Source organism: Nitrosomonas sp. Is37, assembly GCF_033063275.1.
Classification (GTDB): Bacteria; Pseudomonadota; Gammaproteobacteria; order Burkholderiales; family Nitrosomonadaceae; genus Nitrosomonas.
Map to the genome: position 1 here is coordinate 61,336 of NZ_JAWJYP010000012.1, position 16,555 is coordinate 77,890.

A 16,555-nucleotide genomic window follows, 5' to 3' on the forward strand; every position below is an offset into this window, starting at 1 on the left:
AGACCTACGATAAGGAGAAAAATTATGGCAAGTCTTGAAACACCTGTTTGTGATTTTGGCTGGAAAGCAATTGATTTTGATTTGCCTGGAGTAGATGGCAAACGTTATAACCTAGCTGCTATAAAAGGTGAGAATGGATTACTAGTGATGTTTATTTGCAATCATTGCCCTTATGTCAAAGCAGTACGCGATCGTATCATACGGGACGTAAAAGAGCTGGCGGGATACGGTATAGGTGCGATCGCTATTATGTCGAATGATCCTAAGGATTATCCAGAAGATTCTTTTGACAACATGGTTAAAGTGGCCAAAGAGTATGGCTATCCTTTTCCTTACGTATGGGATGAAACCCAGAAAATTGCCAAAGCCTATGGAGCAGTTTGTACACCGGATTTTTTTGGTTTCAATAATCGTCTAGAACTTCAGTATCGTGGACGATTGGATGCCTCTCGCAAGGAGGCGGCACCTAATGATGCGCGTCGTGACTTATTCGAGGCAATGGTGCAAGTTGCTCAAACGGGGCAGGGCCCTAAAGATCAAATACCGAGTATCGGCTGCTCGATCAAATGGCGAGATTAATATGCTGGAACAAGTCATTGCCGTCGTAAAAGACGTTGCACAAGAGGAAATTATGCCTCGATATATGCAAGTGGTGCGCCAGCGTAAAGCGGATGGTAGCTTTTATACTGAAGCTGATTTAGTAGCACAGGAAGTTTTACTGGATAAACTCCAAAAAATTTATCCTGTTGCAGTAATGGGTGAAGAAATGTCCATACAGGAACAACATGCCCAATGGGAAGCGGGAGATGCTGGGCTCTGGAGTGTTGATCCAATTGATGGTACCTCCAACTTTTTTAATGGCCTTCCTTATTTTGGGGTTTCCGTCGCATTGATGCGTAAAGGGCGGAGTATTTTGGGTGTTGTCTACAATCCTGTTACAAAAGAATTGTTTTATGCAGAAAAAGGTAAGGGCGCTTATCTTAATGGGATTCCATTGCCGTTGAGAAATCGTGAGACTCATCTGCGAAATGCGATAGCTAATGTCGATCTTAAGCGCCTTGATCGTAAATTGGCTGAGAAGATAGCTGCATATCCTCCCTATGCGTCACAGCGTAACTTTGGTGCTTGTGCTCTAGAATGGTGTTATACCGCTGCGGGCTATTTTGATTTGTATCTCCACGGCGGTCAGAAACCTTGGGATTATGCGGCGGGCTGTCTGATTTTGGAAGAAGCGGGCGGCTCCATGTGTAGCTTCGATCAGGATGATTATTGGGCAGGATCACCCTGGAGGCGCTCAGTGATTGCCGCGCTTGATCCTACATTGTTTAGGCAATGGCGTGATTGGGTGAGGGCGCATCATCAGAATAACGAAGCTTCTGCGGTGTAAGATGTTTTGTAGCAATCAAAAACTCAAAAAGAACAGATTGCAGCAGTGAAAATTCTTATTTTAGGAGCTGGACGAGTTGGCTCTACCGTTGCCGAAAGTTTGGTAAGTGAGGCAAACGATATCGCTGTGGTTAATATTGCCGCAAAGTAGCTAGCCTTGTTGCACGATCGAGCATTACAGGTGCTTGATTTTACTTCTGATAAAGTGAGTCTGATTGCTGTAAGGGCACTACAAAGAGTCATTGGTAGGACATTAACTACAGGCATTACGTAAGCATGTTCCCAATATCGATACTCGGATGGCAGCGATATTTTACAAAGATCATCCCATTATTCCTGAAAGAAGCCAATCCAATTATCTTTGTAGTATTCGTATTCTTATTTATTTAGCAAGCATGATTCTCATGATTTTGGTTCTGATATTAAGCGGTTTGGGCGAATGACAGTCTTTTCAGCCACAGCTGCAAGTATCAATAATCTGGGACCAAGACTCAATCAAACTGGATTAGCAACAATCTATGCTTCCTTGACAGATTTCCAGATCTGGTTCAGTAGCTTTGCCATGTTACTGGGAAGACTAGAGTTTTATACTCTTTTGATTATATTTACAGCTGCTTTCTGGAGAAAATAGTTTACTCAATACGATGGTAATAATGTCTTTAATTTTACATTAAAAACCTTCACATGAATAAGGTTTACATATACTATTATTACAGTAATGATGATTTATATTGCCAATTTATGTATTAGATTTAAAAGATTTGTATATATTTTTATATAGTTAAATAACTTCAGAAAGAATCGCTTGTTGCCGCATTTCGAGTTCATATTGTAGTACTGTATTTCTACACATTTCTTAAAAGCTATCCTTAGGCATATATTATTCAGGAAATTACCAATTACTTTGGTAATTTAATATGATTTTTTAGAAATAACTAAATTTAGGTTAATAATTTATTCCAATTTGGAAAATAGTTTGCAATATATAAGCTATGAATGACGAAAAGAAATACGATATTAATGTATCGGTCAGTACCGCATATCTGCCCGAACAATCAGATGAAGAAGCGGATCGCCACGTATTCTCTTATACCATTACTGTTTCCAACACAGGAAATGTGGCGTCGCAATTAATAAGCCGCCATTGGATCATTACTAGTGGAGATGGTAATATTCATGAGGTACGAGGCTTAGGTGTAGTGGGAGAGCAACCACTGATTAAACCTGGTGATAGTTTCGAATATACAAGTGGTACAATGATTCCCTCCCTAGCCGGCACAATGAAGGGAAGTTATCAGATGGTCGCTGAGGATGGTTTTCATTTTACCGTAGATATTCCTGAATTCATTTTGAGTGTTCCAAGAGTGCTTCATTAAATTTCTAACAAATCAGAGTGACCCTGAGCTTCCTCGATAAATGTTTTTTCCAAAGATGCTGTTTGGATAATTCTTATAGCAAGGAAATTTCGTTTCTAAAATTTGACAGCAAAATTAGTTGGAGACAGTCTGCATAGTATGCATCCTGGCACACTTTTCCTTATACCAGCCCCATTGGGAGAAGCAGAGCTTGCTGACATCATTCCTGTAAATGTGCAGCAGCGTATTACCTGTCTCAAATATTTTATTGTTGAGCATCCAAAGTCTGCTAGACATTTCCTGAAGAGAATTGAAGGTATGCGACCTTTACAGGAGATTGAGATGCAGGTATTAGATGAGCATACTCGATCTAATGAGCTAGACCGACTACTTCAGCCATTACTTGCAGGAAATGATATAGGGTTATTATCTGAAGCGGGTTGTCCAACCGTTGCTGATCCAGGAGCAAATCTTGTGCGAATTGCACATCAAAAGAATGTGCCTATTGTTCCGCTTGTGGGGCCATCATCCATTTTATTAGCGTTAATGGCATCTGGATTGAATGGGCAAAGTTTTCGTTTTCATGGTTATTTGCCCATAAAAAACGAACTGCGTCTCAAAACAATTATCCAATTAGAGGAAGAATCAGCAAGGGCTAATCAAACCCAAATCTTTATAGAAACGCCATATCGAAATCAGAAATTGTTGGAGATACTAATCCAGAACTGCAATGATGAAACCGATTTATGTATTGCCAGTAATCTTACTTTAAAAGATGAATATATTGCTACAAAGAAAATCAAGGAATGGAGAAGTTACCTACCAGAAATCAATAAGAAACCTGCGGTTTTTTTATTGCGCAGATAATTTGAAAAATTCTCTTGTCAGCTAGCAAAAATGAGTGCTGCTGTTACCATTGATTTATAAATCAGCTAATTATTCGTATATGCTAAACATCTTTTAGCATCATTCTTAATCCTGGTAACAGCAATTTAATAGTTTGATGTTCCTTATAAAGCCTATCCACTATATTGAAATTGATTCATTTACTTTTTTTGAATAAACTCAATCTTATAACCATCAGGATCTTCAATAAATGCAATGACAGTAGAGCCGTGTTTCATTGGGCCAGCCTCACGCGTTACTTTTCCCCCTAAATTTTTTACTTTTTCACACATTTCATAAGCATTATCTATTTCTATTGCAATATGACCAAATGCTGTTCCAAGATCATATTTTTCTACACCCCAATTGTAAGTTAATTCTAAAACAGCATTTTCTGATTCATTTTGATAACCTACAAATACCAATGTGAATTTTCCATCTGGATATTCTTTCTGGCGCAAAACTTTCATACCCAGAATTTTGGTATAGAAATGAATAGATTTTTCGAGATTTCCTACCCTCAGCATCGTGTGAAGTATGCGCATTATATTTTTACCATTTCAAAGTCTTCTTTACGTGCGCCACATTCAGGGCAAGTCCAATTAATGGGTACATCTTCCCATCGTGTTCCAGGAGGAATTCCTTCGTGAGGTGAACCTTCGGCTTCATCATAGATATAACCACAGATCAAACACATGTATCGGTGATAAATCTGATTTTCATCGGTAGGCATGATAGATCAAAATATCCTTTTAAGTTAAAATTATATTTTACGGTATTATTGCATGTCCCAACCACCCCCAAAAGTATTATCATTTGCTGCAAGCGATCCGAGCGGCGGAGCAGGTATACAGGCTGATATTCTCACATTAGCAAGTATGGGTTGTCATCCACTTTCAGTTATTACCGCGGTAACAATCCAAGATACTGTTGGCGTTGAGAATATAATGGCGCTGGATTCTGAGTGGGTTGCAGATCAGGCTCGTATCGTGCTAGAAGATATGCCAGTAGATGCTTTCAAAATAGGCTTGCTTGGCAGTGTTGAAGCTGTCGTAGCCATTGCTGAAGTGATTGCTGATTATCCAAATATTCCAGCGGTTCTTGATCCGGTGCTTGCTTCTGGTCGCGGCGATCCACTTGCTAATGAGCAAATAATTACGGCCATACGCGATTTATTAATTCCACAAGTTACGATTATTACGCCAAATAGTATAGAAGCAAGGCGATTGGTACTTGAGAATGAGGATGAATTAGAGGTTATTGACTTAAAACAGAGTGCCGAGCGGTTATTACAGATGGGATGTGAATATGCCCTGATTACGGGTACTCATGAAAATACAACTAAGGTAATTAATACGCTATATGATACTAACGGAGTTATCCGTGCGGATGAATGGCAGCGATTACCAGGTTCTTATCACGGATCGGGGTGTACGCTCTCGTCAGCGATTGCCGCTTCTCTCGCACATGGATTGCCTATTGCTGAAAGTGTTTATGAAGCACAAGATTATACTTGGCATGCACTTAAATCAGGGTTTCGTCCTGGGATGGGTCAATATTTGCCAGATAGATTCTTCTGGGCGTGTGATGAGAGTGATCTAGAAGAGAAAAAATAGCTGCTTTTAATGATATCTCACGAAATTAATGGCTTATATGCCATTACACCTGATATTACGGATACAACACAACTATGTGTGATGACGCGTCAGGCACTCACAGCTGGTATTCAATATGTTCAATATCGAAATAAAATCGCTGATTACAGGCTGCGCCTGACTCAGGCAAGCGCGCTATCCAAGCTTTGTAAGCAATATAGTGCCATCTTAATCATTAATGATCATTATGATTTGGCTATAGAAGTCGATGCAGACGGAATACATATTGGAAGAGAAGATATCACTATTATTGATGCTAGAAATTATCTAGGGCAAAACAAAATTATTGGCGTGTCCTGTTATAATCAGCTGGAGCTGGCTCTTGAGGCAGAAAGACAGGGCGCTGATTATGTTGCATTTGGTGCTTTTTTTCACTCAAAAACTAAAACTAATACGGTAAGAGCACCAATTGATTTGTTGTCTGAGGCAAAGAAGAAACTGAACATTCCCATCGTTGCAATTGGTGGCATTACTTTGGCTAATGCTGCTTCACTCATCATTCATGGAAGTGATTCTATTGCTGTTAGTCATGGGTTATTTGGTACTCAGAATATTCAATCTGTTGCAAAAAAATTTAACCAGTTATTTTTGAGGGCTGAACAGGCTTTTTCTCCATCATTTTAATGACGAGTAAGTAAATGACTTCACTTAATCAACAATTATATGAATTATCCCAGAAATATATTCCTGGGGGTGTTAACTCACCTGTGCGCGCTTTTAAATCTGTTGGTGGCACGCCTGTTTTTTTTAAACGTGGCCAAGGTGCTTATTTTTGGGATGTAGATGAAAAATCCTACATAGATTATGTCGGATCATGGGGACCGCTTATCCTTGGTCATGCTCATCCCAAAGTGGTCAAAGCAGTTCAGGAAGCAGCACAGAATGGATTATCCTTTGGTGCTCCTACTGAAACAGAACTAGAAATTGCTGAGCTGCTTTGCAAATTGCTTCCTTCGATAGAACAAGTGCGGTTGGTGAGTTCAGGTACCGAAGCTGGAATGAGTGCTATTCGCTTAGCACGTGGCTATACAGGTAGAAGTCATATTATTAAATTTGAGGGCTGTTATCACGGTCATGATGATGCCCTGTTGGTAAAAGCGGGTTCTGGTGCATTGACCTTTGGTCATCCTAGCTCAGCAGGTGTTCCAGCTGAAACTGCAGCACATACCATTGTACTAAGCTATAACGATGTTGCTGGTCTGGAAAAAACCTTTAATGAATTTGGCAAGGAAATTGCCGCCGCTATCGTTGAGCCAGTGGCAGGGAACATGAATCTGGTAAAAGCAGAGCCAGATTTTTTATTAGCCTTAAGAAGGCTATGCACGCAACATGGTAGCGTCCTGATTTTTGACGAAGTAATGACAGGTTTTCGCGTTGGTCTGGAATGTGCCCAAGGACTTTATCAGATTAAACCTGATCTTACGATACTAGGTAAAGTGATAGGTGGGGGTATGCCTCTGGCTGCATTCGGAGGACGACGGGATATTATGCAGTGCCTGGCTCCACTTGGTGCGGTATATCAGGCAGGTACTTTATCTGGTAATCCTGTTGCGGTTGCAGCTGGATTGGCAACGCTTCGCGAAGTGCAAGCGCCTGGATTTTATGAAACGCTTGCAGCTAAAACGCAACAGCTGACTCAGGGTTTGACAGTCGTTGCGAACAAATACGGTGTGAATTTTTGTGCCCAATCTGTTGGTGGCATGTTCGGTTTATATTTTTGTAAAGAACTGCCCAAGAGTTTTGCAGAAGTAATGGCATGCGATAAAAAAGCATTTAATCGCTTTTTCCATGCTATGTTACAAGAGGGGATTTATTTTGCACCATCTGCGTTTGAGGCTGGTTTTGTCTCTGCTATACACAATAGCGAAGACATTGACAAAACATTGTTTGCAGCTGAACGAATTTTTAGTTCTTGGGTATAGGAATGTTAAATTACCCCATCAGGGGTAATTTAACAATTTTTTAATATAAAACTATACTTACTTTTACAGCAGAATCTCAGTTTATTGTAACGTTGCAATATATTCGGCTACAGCTCTTATTTCCTTCGCACTCATGCGTAATACCACCTTTTGCATGGAGCTATTAATGTCGTTAGCGCGAGCTCCCTGATAAAATGCTTCTAATTGTGAAACCGTATAGGCTGGTTGCTGGCCTGCCAGTTTAGGATAATGAGGAGGGATACCTGCTCCGTTAGGGGAGTGACAGCTGGAACAAGCTGGCACATTATTTTCTAAATTGCCACCATTATATATTCTTTTACCTATTTCTAGTAATGATTTATCACCATCACTAATGATTCCAGGTTTGGTTTTTTGTTGAGCATAATAAGCACCGAGATTCTTCATATCATCCGCAGTGAGTGCTGCAACCATAGAGGCCATCACCGGGTTATCACGTTTTGCAGGTGAATCACCTTCTACCTTGAAATCCATTAGTTGCTTGGTGATATACTCCGCATGCTGGCCAGCAAGAGTCGGGTTGCTTGGAATAACGCTATTGCCATCGGCATTATGGCAGCCAGCGCAAACACCCATAGCAATTTCTTTGCCTTTTTCAGGATCACCATGAGTACCAGGCGTATCGGCAAAAATTTGATGTGAAAATATAAATGCAAAAATGACTGCAGTATTTTTAATGACTTTCATATTTAGAAGGATTGATGATTTTAAGGTTTTCATAAAAAGAAAAGCGCTGAATTTAACCCGCATTCTAACAAGGTTTATTAATAACAGTAAACGGTTATAGTTAATAATCCATCAGAATGAAAATATTTTTCTTCTCATTAATGTTTGTTAATAGAGGAAATTTTTGATGATTATTCAGCTAGGATCAAATCAGATAAATAAAAGTGCATGTCTTACAATGACATCCAGAAAAAATAAAATTGTTATCTTCGAGAGTAGCATGCAAAATATAAAATATATTTGGTATTGATTTGTATCGAGTCAGAGCAGATATTCTAAAAATAGAGTAGGCAGCTATTTAAGTGAGTTGCCTGCAGGAGAGATCGTTAAGTATGGGTAAACTTCTTTTTCTCAAACCACAGAATGCGAAATCGAAAGACAAATTAATAAGTAGTGGAAATTTAATATACCTTATACCCTATCATTCGACATACTACGTGACCAGTCAGTAGTGGCGCAATTGATGAAGGAACTGAAAAGCAAGGGTATTTCAAACATAAATATTAATAAATTGAATTTTGAGCAAGTAAAATTTATTCTTCTCAATTCCCTTAAAGAAGTAAAAAAACTCTTATGTTCGTCCAACAGTTTCCTGATAGTAAACTGGAAATACTAGAATGGGAGTACTTTAGTGACAGAAATAAGCTCTAAAATATAAAAAATGAAGAATTTTGTTATGTAATAATTGGATTATTGAGAAAAAATATTGTGACGGTTCATATAAAAACTCCTGAAGAAATTGAGAAAATGCGGATAGCCGGAAGATTAGCGTCTGAGGTGCTTGATTACATTACACCTTATGTTGCTCCGGGTATTACGACTGGTGAGCTTGATAAGCTTTGCCACGACTATATGGTCGATGTTCAAAAAACTATACCTGCGCCACTTAATTATGCTCCCCCAGGGTATAGTCCTTTCCCCAAATCAATCTGTACCTCAGTTAACCATCAGGTTTGTCATGGCATACCAGGAGATAAAAAATTGAAAGAGGGGGATATCGTCAATATTGATGTGACGGTAATCTATAATGGATATCATGGTGATACCAGCCGCATGTATTATGTTGGACAACCATCGATACAGGCCAGGCGCTTGTGTGAGGTGACTTATGAATCGATGTGGCGGGGGATAGAAGAAATCAGGCCTGGTAAACATTTGGGCGATATTGGTCATGTCATTCAGCGCATGGCTGAGGGTGCGGGTTATAGCGTAGTAAGAGAATTTTGTGGTCATGGTATTGGTGCAAAATTTCATGAGGATCCCCAGGTTCTTCATTATGGTCGTCCTGGAACAGGTCTGATGCTTAAAGCCGGCATGATTTTTACAGTAGAACCTATGATCAATGCGGGTAAGGCGGCCATCCGTGCGCTACCTGATGGTTGGACAGTGATTACGAAAGATCGCAGCTTATCAGCCCAATGGGAACATACAGTGTTGGTTACCGAGAATGGTTATGAGATATTAACAATATCAACAGGCTCTCCACCCAAACCAACCTCTTATCGTTTTGCTACCTGAATACCTGGCTTAATTGTATATAAAAAATCTTTGATAACAGATTCCAATAATGTTCCGTCAAAATAATCGTGCTACTACTCAAATTCGCCCGGTCAAGATTACTCGTCGTTATACCAAGCATGCTGAAGGAGCTGTACTCATTGAATGTGGAGATACCAGAGTCGTGTGTACTGCAAGTATTGCCGACAAAGTTCCTCCCTTTCTTAAGGGATCAGGGCAGGGATGGCTGACTGCTGAGTATGGTATGCTGCCCTGCTCGACGAATGAGCGTATGCAGCGAGAAGCTGCAAAAGGCAAACAATCAGGGCGTACCATGGAGATTCAACGCTTGATAGGGCGGGCATTACGCTCAATCATTAATTTGGAGGAATTAGGAGAGCGAACCATTCAGATTGACTGTGACGTCATACAAGCAGATGGTGGAACCAGGACAACAAGTATTACTGGTGCATTTGTAGCGCTATATGATGCAGTCGAATTTCTACTGGCACAGCACTTAATCGTAAGCAATCCAATTCGAGATCACGTTGCAGCTATCTCAGTGGGCATGCATGATGGTGTGCCTTTGGTTGATCTGGATTATTCCGAAGATTCTACTTGTGATACTGATATGAATGTTGTGATGACAGGAAGTCTCGATTTGGTAGAAGTACAAGGAACCGCTGAAGGCGCAGCATTCAGTCGGAAAGAGCTGAATGCTATGTTAGATTTGGCTCAACAGGGAATACAGGAACTGATCACCTTGCAAAAAACGGTACTTGCATTGGATTAATTAAACTATGCAAGAGCTCGTCATTGCTAGTAATAACTCAGGCAAGCTAAGAGAAATACAACAATTACTTGCGCCGCTTGGAATTGTAGTCATACCCCAATCGAATTTAGGGGTGACTGAAATTGAAGAGCCTTACAGCACCTTTGTTGAGAATGCGCTTGCCAAAGCACGTCACGCTAGCCGAGTTACTGGTTTACCTGCACTTGCAGATGATTCTGGTATTTGTGTCAATGTTCTGGGCGGTGCGCCCGGTGTATTTTCTGCCCGCTATGCAGGGGAGTCTAGGTCAGACGAACGTAACAATCAAAAACTAATCAGTATATTGAAAAATCAACCAGATCGGCGTGCCTATTACTATTGTATTATCGTCTTGGTAAGGCACGCCGACGATCCACAGCCAATTATCGCCGATGGTAGCTGGCATGGCGAGATCATGCTGGAGCCGCGTGGGGAAGGGGGGTTTGGATACGATCCGTATTTTTTCTTGCCCGAATTGAATAAAACAGCGGCAGAGCTTCCCATGGAGCAAAAGAATCTGATCAGCCATCGTGGAAAAGCGCTCAGAAAGTTAAGCGAGTTTCTCGCGTTTACTAAACTCTGATCATTTTTGCATCGAGAATAAGCATTTGATTGATCATGACAGCAACTATTTCTGTTTCATCCCTATTTAGTACGCAATCGCCCAAACTCACAGCTTTACCGCCATTGAGCCTTTATGTTCACATTCCATGGTGTGTTAAAAAATGCCCATATTGTGATTTTAATTCGCACGAAATTGGCAAAAAGGGGAATGCATTGCCTGAAGATGAGTATGTATCAGCACTTATCCGTGATCTGGAAATGGCATTACCTCAAATCTGGGGGCGACCTGTCAGCAGCGTGTTTCTGGGGGGGGGGACGCCTAGTTTATTAAGCGCACAAGCTGTTGATAAAATTCTTACCCACGTAAGAATGCTATTGCCACTAGAGCTTTCTGCCGAAATTACACTGGAAGCCAACCCCGGTACGTTCGAGGCACAAAAATTTGCAGATTTCCGTGCTGCGGGGATCAATCGTCTGTCTATCGGTGTTCAAAGCTTCAATCCCAGGCACTTGCAAGCACTGGGGCGAATACATGATGATAAAGAAGCGCATCATGCAATCGAGATTGCATTAAAAAATTTTGATAACGTGAACCTTGATCTGATGTATGCATTACCAGATCAAACCTTGGAAGAAGCACGTCATGATATTGCATTTGCATGCGCATCAGGGGTTCAACATATATCAGCTTACCATCTGACACTGGAACCTAATACGCTATTTTATCGCTTTCCCCCTACGTTGCCAGATGATGATCTCGCTGCAGAGATGCAATTGATGATTGAACAGACAGTATCAAGTCGGGGTTACGCAAACTACGAGATTTCGGCATTTGCCAAGCCTAATTATCAATCACGTCACAATCTAAATTACTGGCAATTTGGCGATTATTTGGGGATCGGTGCGGGGGCGCACAGTAAAATTAGCTTCCAGCATAAGATAATACGACAAATGCGCTATAAACAACCCAGGCAATATCTTACGAAAATTTTAGCCAAGGATGGCGCCTTAGGTGATCCGATACAATCTGAACACGAAATTCAAGGGGAAGATCGAGCATTTGAATTCATGATGAATGCGCTTCGTTTAATCAGTGGCTTCCAGGTCGAAAGCTTTCAGGCACGAACTGGCTTGCCCATTACCGCTATCCAACAACAACTGAAAGAAGCAGAGCAACGAGGTTTAATCAGCTGGGATCATCATTGCATCATGCCATCGTTAACCGGTAGACGTTTTTTGAATGACTTACTGCAGATTTTTTTACCAGAAAAGCGTAAAAATTGTATCCAGATCAATGATTAATATAAATTATTCTTAATCATCAAATTTTGTAATTCCAGAGAAGTATAACCGGCAAGGGTAAATCTAATGGCTTACGTGAAACTCGAAGATGTTGTCGAGAATATGCTGAATGTAGGCGCCAAAAAAGCAGTGCTTTCAGTTAAGGATATGCTGATTCGTGGTTCTTTAGCTGGCGCTTTCCTCGGTTATGCAACGAGCCTCGCTGCTGTCGCTACGACACAAACTGGACTGGGTATTGCCGGCACCATTATTTTTCCTGTCGGTCTAGTCATGATTGTTCTCCGCGGACTTGAGCTGGCGACTGGAAATTTTGCTTTAATACCCATTGCCGTCAAGGATGGCAGAGCTCAATTCAACCGCCTGATTCATAACTGGTTCTAGGTATTGATTGGTAATCTAATAGGAAGTGTATCGTATGCATTTCTTTTTTTCTGGTAGTAACCAAAGCAGGTCATATTGATCCCACAACCATCGATATGGCGATGAGGATAGTAGCAACAGCTGAGCAAAAAACAATTGCTTATGCTGACATCGGATTAGGTGGCACTATTTCTGCGTTTACCAGCGCGATACTTTGTAACTGGATGATGGCATTAGGTGCTGTTATCGCATTTACGTCAACCACGACGGGTGGCAAAATTGCTGCCATTTGGTTACCTATCATGACTTTTTTTGCATTGGGCTATGAGCATGCCATTGTAAATATGTTTGTCATCCCTGCAGGTATGTTATTAGGGGCAAACATTACGATTACTGACTGGTGGCTTTGGAATGGATTTCCAGTCATTTTGGGTAATATCGTAGGAGGAATGATTTTTACCGGTTTTGCACTTTATTTGACAGGCGCAAGACATAAAGAATAATGTTCAATTAAGTTACCCCCGGTTTTGCCGGAGTACTTGGTACAGTTTCTTTAAATACGGAAAATAGTGCACTTCGATGGAGTGGCGTGGGTGTCGGATAAATTGCTGTTCTAAATATTTACCTTCAATGTATGCCTGTTCACGCCAGTTCATTGGGAGTTGTATTTTATTGGTAATCAGTTGAGCAGTTAGCTTGGCTTGGATCTCAGAAAGTGGCCATATGCAGCCCTGTGGTTGAATCAATCCGATAAAAATCAGAGTGGGGTGCTTAGGATGAAACATCCGAAGATAGAGCGGAATGTTGGTTACATTTTCCCAGTTAATGAAAGTCGAATCAAAAAAAGGAAAACTAATCTTATAACCGGTGGCCGCTATGATCACGTCGTATCTAGCAGAAGAGTCATCAGCAAAAAATACGGTTTGGCCTGAAATTTCTTTGATCCCCTGACGGGGATGTACTTTCCCATGCCGTATTTTGTCTAGTAATTCAGAGTTGATGGTGGGATGGGCTTGGGTGGGTGAAAAATCTGGTTTGGGTAATTGATAATCACGGTAGCGTCCAATCTGAATACGAAGAGAAATCTTCTGGAATATGTCTTGGATATTTTGTGGTAACCATTGAAATGAAGCAGCGAAAGAATCGGTAGGTTGTCCCATAACAAACTTGGGAATAATATACTGTGGGGAGCGGAGACTGATATCCACTCGTGCAGCAACACGGCTAGTTTCAACAGCACAATCACAGCCAGAGTTGCCAGCACCCACTACCAATACCTGTTTGCCTTCAAATTCCCGATTCGATTTGTAGTCGTGGGCATGTAGATATTCTCCCATGAAATCATCCTTCCAAGAAGGGGAGCGTGGTACCGAATGATGGCCATTGGCTATCAAAAGATAATCAAAATCTGCCCTGGTACCATCATTCAGATACAGCCGCCAGCCTTCTTTTTCGATTCTTTCTACATGGAGCACAGTAGTATTAAATCGAATATATTTTTCCAGATGAAAATGCTTGGTATAGGCTTGAAAATATGCAAGTACCTGCTGATGACTTGGATAATCAGGATAATCATCGGGCATCGGGAAGTCGCTGAACTGCGACATCGATTTGCTGGAAATAATATGAGTTGTTTCGCAAATGCTGCTATGGCTCTTGTTGGCCGTAAATATCCAATTTCCACCAATCTGGTCATTTTTCTCGAAGCAAGTAATTTCTTCTAGACCAGCTTCAATCAAATTTTTTATGGTAGTCAGGCCAGAACAGCCTGCACCGATAATAGCAATTCTCATAAACTATTAAACTTGGATTTCTCAGTAGGACGGGATGGAGTATGTGATTTTATTATAGACTTTCCGGTCAGGGCCTGGGTGGAGTACATGAGCATTTCTAGCTGACCGCACAAATTTAACTAAACAGCGTACACATAAATACATCGTATTACTTAGAACCACTTTATAGCAAAGGCAGTAAAAGCAGGATAACAATAATTTTGATCAGCAGTATCTGAAGTTGAATGGGATAGGATAAAAGAGTGCTGAGAGTTATCTGGTTTTGCAATAAGGAGCGGATTCAAAAAGAAACCTGTATTGACGTTATTTTCTGGTAAAAATTAAATCCCACACGCTATGTCCTAATCGTAAACCACGTTGCTCAAATTTTGTGAGTGGGCGATATTGGGGGCGCACGACGAAATCAGTTGTCGTATTGGTAAGGAATACTTCGTTATTAAGAACAAATAAAATCTGCTCAGCATAGTCTTTCCAATCGGTGGCAACATGAATATAACCACCGGATTTCAAATATTTGCATAAAAGTGAAACAAAAGCAGGTTGAATTAACCGGCGCTTATGATGTCGCGCTTTGGGCCAGGGATCGGGAAAAAAAATATGAATACCGTCGAGTGATTCAGCTGGCAACATGTGCTGCAAAACTTCGACTGCATCATGTTGAATAATGCGTAAGTTCGTCAATTCAAGTATTTTGATTTGACTAAGTAGACTACCTATTCCTGGTGTATGAACTTCTAGCGCTACATAGTCATTTTGGGGGTGTTGTTGAGCAATAGTGGCTGTGGCTTCTCCCATGCCAGAGCCTATTTCCAGAATTTTGGGGGTGCTGCGTCCAAAAACCTTTTCAAGATTTAGTTGTTTTGTAGAAAAAGGAATTCCGAATTCTGGTAACAGCGTTTCATAGGCATTGCGCTGGGCATTTGAGATACGGCCCTGGCGAAGTACATAACTACGAATAGAGCTCACTGATGACAAAATATCGTCGTTTAAATTAATTTTATATAGTTAGATGAAAGATCACTTCGACTGGGCTGGTAAAATGCCTTCAAGCGGTGAACTTGGATTTGCGCTATAAGGTTTTTTTGCCATGCGCCCCGCTAGATAGGCTTCGCGGCCTGCTTCTACAGCTTTACGCATGGCTGAGGCCATCATAATTGGATTTTGTGCAGTAGCGATAGCAGTATTCATTAACACACCATCACAGCCCAGTTCCATCGCGATTGCTGCGTCAGATGCAGTTCCAACACCGGCATCTACCAAAACAGGGATTTTGGTGTTATCAATGATAATCTGCAAATTCCATGGGTTGAGAATACCCATTCCAGATCCTATTAGTGACGCTAAAGGCATAATGGCGACACAACCAATTTCTTCCAACTGCTTAGCAACAATAGGATCATCCGAGGTATAAACCATTACTTGAAAATTCTCCTTGACAAGAATTTCTGCAGCCTTAATGGTTTCTACCACATTAGGGAATAATGTCTTTGGATCACCGAGTACTTCTAGTTTTACCAGGGAGTGTCCATTAAGCAATTCTCTTGCAAGCCGTAAGGTGCGGATTGCCTCATCTGCTGAATAACAACCAGCAGTATTAGGTAGCAATGTATATTGAGTCGGTGGCAGAACATCCAGCAGATTGGGCTCGTTAGGATTTTGTCCAATGTTAGTCCGCCGGATTGCTATGGTTATGATTTGTGCGCCACTGGCTTCAATGGCAGCCCGGGTTTCGTTGAAATCTTTATATTTGCCAGTACCGACCAAAAGTCGGGATGAGTAATGTTTATCAGCAACGATGAAATCATCCATGAAATCAGCTTTTATTGAAATTGTAGGTTGCATGTAGAATAGCAAAACGTTTGATATTGATTTGATATTCGAATTAATGTAAAAAATTATCCTCCACCCACTGCCACAACAATTTCTAGTTGATCTCCATCAGACAGTGTTTGTTCGGAAAATTGACTTCGAGGGACGATTTCACCATTACGCTCGATAGCGATACGCTTATTCTGTAGCGACAGGTGTTCAACTAGTTGCTGAAGGCTTAAAGAGTTGTCAAAATGCTGAGGTTGACCATTAATGGTGACTTGTAACATTTGAAATACGTTTTTAGTGTAAGGTAAACTCAAAGATTCATTTAATTATATAATTTTATCATGCGGGTGTAGCTCAATGATAGAGTAGAAGCTTCCCAAGCTTACGACGAGGGTTCGATTCCCTTCACCCGCTCCATTGTCATTTTATGGCAATAAAAGCA

Annotated in this window: 20 protein-coding genes and 1 tRNA gene; 14 read left to right on the plus strand and 7 right to left on the minus strand. The window is 40.9% G+C overall.

The window, feature by feature from the left end; all coding sequences use genetic code 11:
• Window positions 1-24 precede the first annotated feature (24 nt).
• The 4 genes from R2Q26_RS07385 (at window position 25) to R2Q26_RS07400 (ending at window position 3,608) form a co-directional block, all read left to right on the plus strand.
• Window positions 25-579, plus strand: a complete 555-nt coding sequence (locus tag R2Q26_RS07385) for a thioredoxin family protein (protein WP_317535699.1) — start codon at window positions 25-27, stop codon at window positions 577-579.
• A 1-nt stretch (window position 580) separates the two neighbouring features.
• Window positions 581-1,387: an inositol monophosphatase family protein gene (locus R2Q26_RS07390; protein ID WP_090566100.1), complete on the plus strand. Its 807-nt coding sequence runs from the start codon at window positions 581-583 to the stop codon at window positions 1,385-1,387.
• A 991-nt stretch (window positions 1,388-2,378) separates the two neighbouring features.
• The gene (gene apaG / locus R2Q26_RS07395) at window positions 2,379-2,762 is read left to right on the plus strand and encodes a Co2+/Mg2+ efflux protein ApaG (protein WP_090566106.1); all 384 of its coding nucleotides are present in this window, start codon (window positions 2,379-2,381) and stop codon (window positions 2,760-2,762) included.
• A 138-nt stretch (window positions 2,763-2,900) separates the two neighbouring features.
• Window positions 2,901-3,608 carry an SAM-dependent methyltransferase gene (locus R2Q26_RS07400; RefSeq protein WP_317535700.1) on the plus strand — a complete coding sequence of 236 codons (708 nt, stop codon included), beginning with the start codon at window positions 2,901-2,903 and terminating at the stop codon, window positions 3,606-3,608.
• Between the two features lie 179 nt (window positions 3,609-3,787).
• Here R2Q26_RS07400 and gloA read toward each other — a convergent pair whose 3' ends face one another.
• Together gloA and R2Q26_RS07410 are read right to left on the minus strand one after the other, a co-directional pair.
• Window positions 3,788-4,171, minus strand: coding sequence for a lactoylglutathione lyase (gene gloA / locus R2Q26_RS07405; protein WP_317535701.1), 384 nt, complete (start codon window positions 4,169-4,171; stop codon window positions 3,788-3,790).
• Entirely contained in the window at window positions 4,171-4,359 is a 189-nt protein-coding gene (locus R2Q26_RS07410) for a rubredoxin (RefSeq protein ID WP_090566115.1), read from the minus strand. The genes gloA and R2Q26_RS07410 overlap by 1 nt, the downstream gene beginning before the upstream one ends.
• A gap of 52 nt (window positions 4,360-4,411) precedes the next feature.
• Here R2Q26_RS07410 and thiD point away from each other — a divergent pair, with 52 nt between their 5' ends.
• The 3 genes from thiD to hemL are packed head-to-tail and all read left to right on the plus strand — an operon-like array spanning window position 4,412 to window position 7,203.
• On the plus strand, window positions 4,412-5,242 hold the full coding sequence (thiD, locus tag R2Q26_RS07415) for a bifunctional hydroxymethylpyrimidine kinase/phosphomethylpyrimidine kinase (RefSeq protein ID WP_317535702.1): 831 nt from the start codon (window positions 4,412-4,414) through the stop codon (window positions 5,240-5,242).
• A gap of 9 nt (window positions 5,243-5,251) precedes the next feature.
• Complete coding sequence (thiE, locus tag R2Q26_RS07420) at window positions 5,252-5,905, plus strand: thiamine phosphate synthase (RefSeq protein ID WP_317535703.1); 654 nt, start codon at window positions 5,252-5,254, stop codon at window positions 5,903-5,905.
• A 14-nt stretch (window positions 5,906-5,919) separates the two neighbouring features.
• Window positions 5,920-7,203, plus strand: coding sequence for a glutamate-1-semialdehyde 2,1-aminomutase (gene hemL / locus R2Q26_RS07425; protein ID WP_317535704.1), 1,284 nt, complete (start codon window positions 5,920-5,922; stop codon window positions 7,201-7,203).
• An 81-nt stretch (window positions 7,204-7,284) separates the two neighbouring features.
• Here the strand turns inward: hemL and R2Q26_RS07430 are convergent, their stop codons facing one another.
• Window positions 7,285-7,962 carry a c-type cytochrome gene (locus R2Q26_RS07430; RefSeq protein ID WP_317535705.1) on the minus strand — a complete coding sequence of 226 codons (678 nt, stop codon included), beginning with the start codon at window positions 7,960-7,962 and terminating at the stop codon, window positions 7,285-7,287.
• Window positions 7,963-8,676: 714 nt separating this feature from the next.
• Here R2Q26_RS07430 and map point away from each other — a divergent pair.
• The 6 genes from map to R2Q26_RS07460 all read left to right on the plus strand — a co-directional run bounded on the left by map (window position 8,677) and on the right by R2Q26_RS07460 (window position 13,005).
• Window positions 8,677-9,486: a type I methionyl aminopeptidase gene (map, locus tag R2Q26_RS07435; protein ID WP_317535706.1), complete on the plus strand. Its 810-nt coding sequence runs from the start codon at window positions 8,677-8,679 to the stop codon at window positions 9,484-9,486.
• A 49-nt stretch (window positions 9,487-9,535) separates the two neighbouring features.
• Window positions 9,536-10,258, plus strand: a complete 723-nt coding sequence (gene rph, locus R2Q26_RS07440; protein WP_317535707.1) for a ribonuclease PH — start codon at window positions 9,536-9,538, stop codon at window positions 10,256-10,258.
• A gap of 7 nt (window positions 10,259-10,265) precedes the next feature.
• The gene (gene rdgB / locus R2Q26_RS07445) at window positions 10,266-10,859 is read left to right on the plus strand and encodes an RdgB/HAM1 family non-canonical purine NTP pyrophosphatase (RefSeq protein ID WP_317535708.1); all 594 of its coding nucleotides are present in this window, start codon (window positions 10,266-10,268) and stop codon (window positions 10,857-10,859) included.
• A 35-nt stretch (window positions 10,860-10,894) separates the two neighbouring features.
• Window positions 10,895-12,142: a radical SAM family heme chaperone HemW gene (gene hemW / locus R2Q26_RS07450; RefSeq protein ID WP_317535709.1), complete on the plus strand. Its 1,248-nt coding sequence runs from the start codon at window positions 10,895-10,897 to the stop codon at window positions 12,140-12,142.
• Between the two features lie 66 nt (window positions 12,143-12,208).
• Window positions 12,209-12,523, plus strand: coding sequence for a formate/nitrite transporter family protein (locus tag R2Q26_RS07455; RefSeq protein ID WP_317535710.1), 315 nt, complete (start codon window positions 12,209-12,211; stop codon window positions 12,521-12,523).
• Window positions 12,524-12,624: 101 nt separating this feature from the next.
• Window positions 12,625-13,005, plus strand: coding sequence for a formate/nitrite transporter family protein (locus R2Q26_RS07460; RefSeq protein ID WP_411182329.1), 381 nt, complete (start codon window positions 12,625-12,627; stop codon window positions 13,003-13,005).
• Window positions 13,006-13,017: 12 nt separating this feature from the next.
• On the opposite strand, the gene R2Q26_RS07465 is transcribed toward R2Q26_RS07460, so the two are convergent.
• From R2Q26_RS07465 to thiS, 4 genes are all read right to left on the minus strand, one after another.
• A complete protein-coding gene (locus tag R2Q26_RS07465; RefSeq protein ID WP_317535712.1) occupies window positions 13,018-14,295 on the minus strand; it encodes a flavin-containing monooxygenase in 1,278 nt (425 codons plus the stop codon).
• A 303-nt stretch (window positions 14,296-14,598) separates the two neighbouring features.
• Window positions 14,599-15,270 carry a tRNA (guanosine(46)-N7)-methyltransferase TrmB gene (gene trmB, locus R2Q26_RS07470; RefSeq protein ID WP_317535713.1) on the minus strand — a complete coding sequence of 224 codons (672 nt, stop codon included), beginning with the start codon at window positions 15,268-15,270 and terminating at the stop codon, window positions 14,599-14,601.
• Window positions 15,271-15,312: 42 nt separating this feature from the next.
• A complete protein-coding gene (locus R2Q26_RS07475) occupies window positions 15,313-16,104 on the minus strand; it encodes a thiazole synthase (RefSeq protein WP_090566202.1) in 792 nt (263 codons plus the stop codon).
• Window positions 16,105-16,190: 86 nt separating this feature from the next.
• The gene (gene thiS / locus R2Q26_RS07480; RefSeq protein ID WP_090566149.1) at window positions 16,191-16,394 is read right to left on the minus strand and encodes a sulfur carrier protein ThiS; all 204 of its coding nucleotides are present in this window, start codon (window positions 16,392-16,394) and stop codon (window positions 16,191-16,193) included.
• A 62-nt stretch (window positions 16,395-16,456) separates the two neighbouring features.
• On the opposite strand from thiS, the gene R2Q26_RS07485 reads away from it, so the two are divergent.
• Window positions 16,457-16,530: transfer RNA gene (locus R2Q26_RS07485), tRNA-Gly, on the plus strand.
• Window positions 16,531-16,555 lie beyond the last annotated feature (25 nt).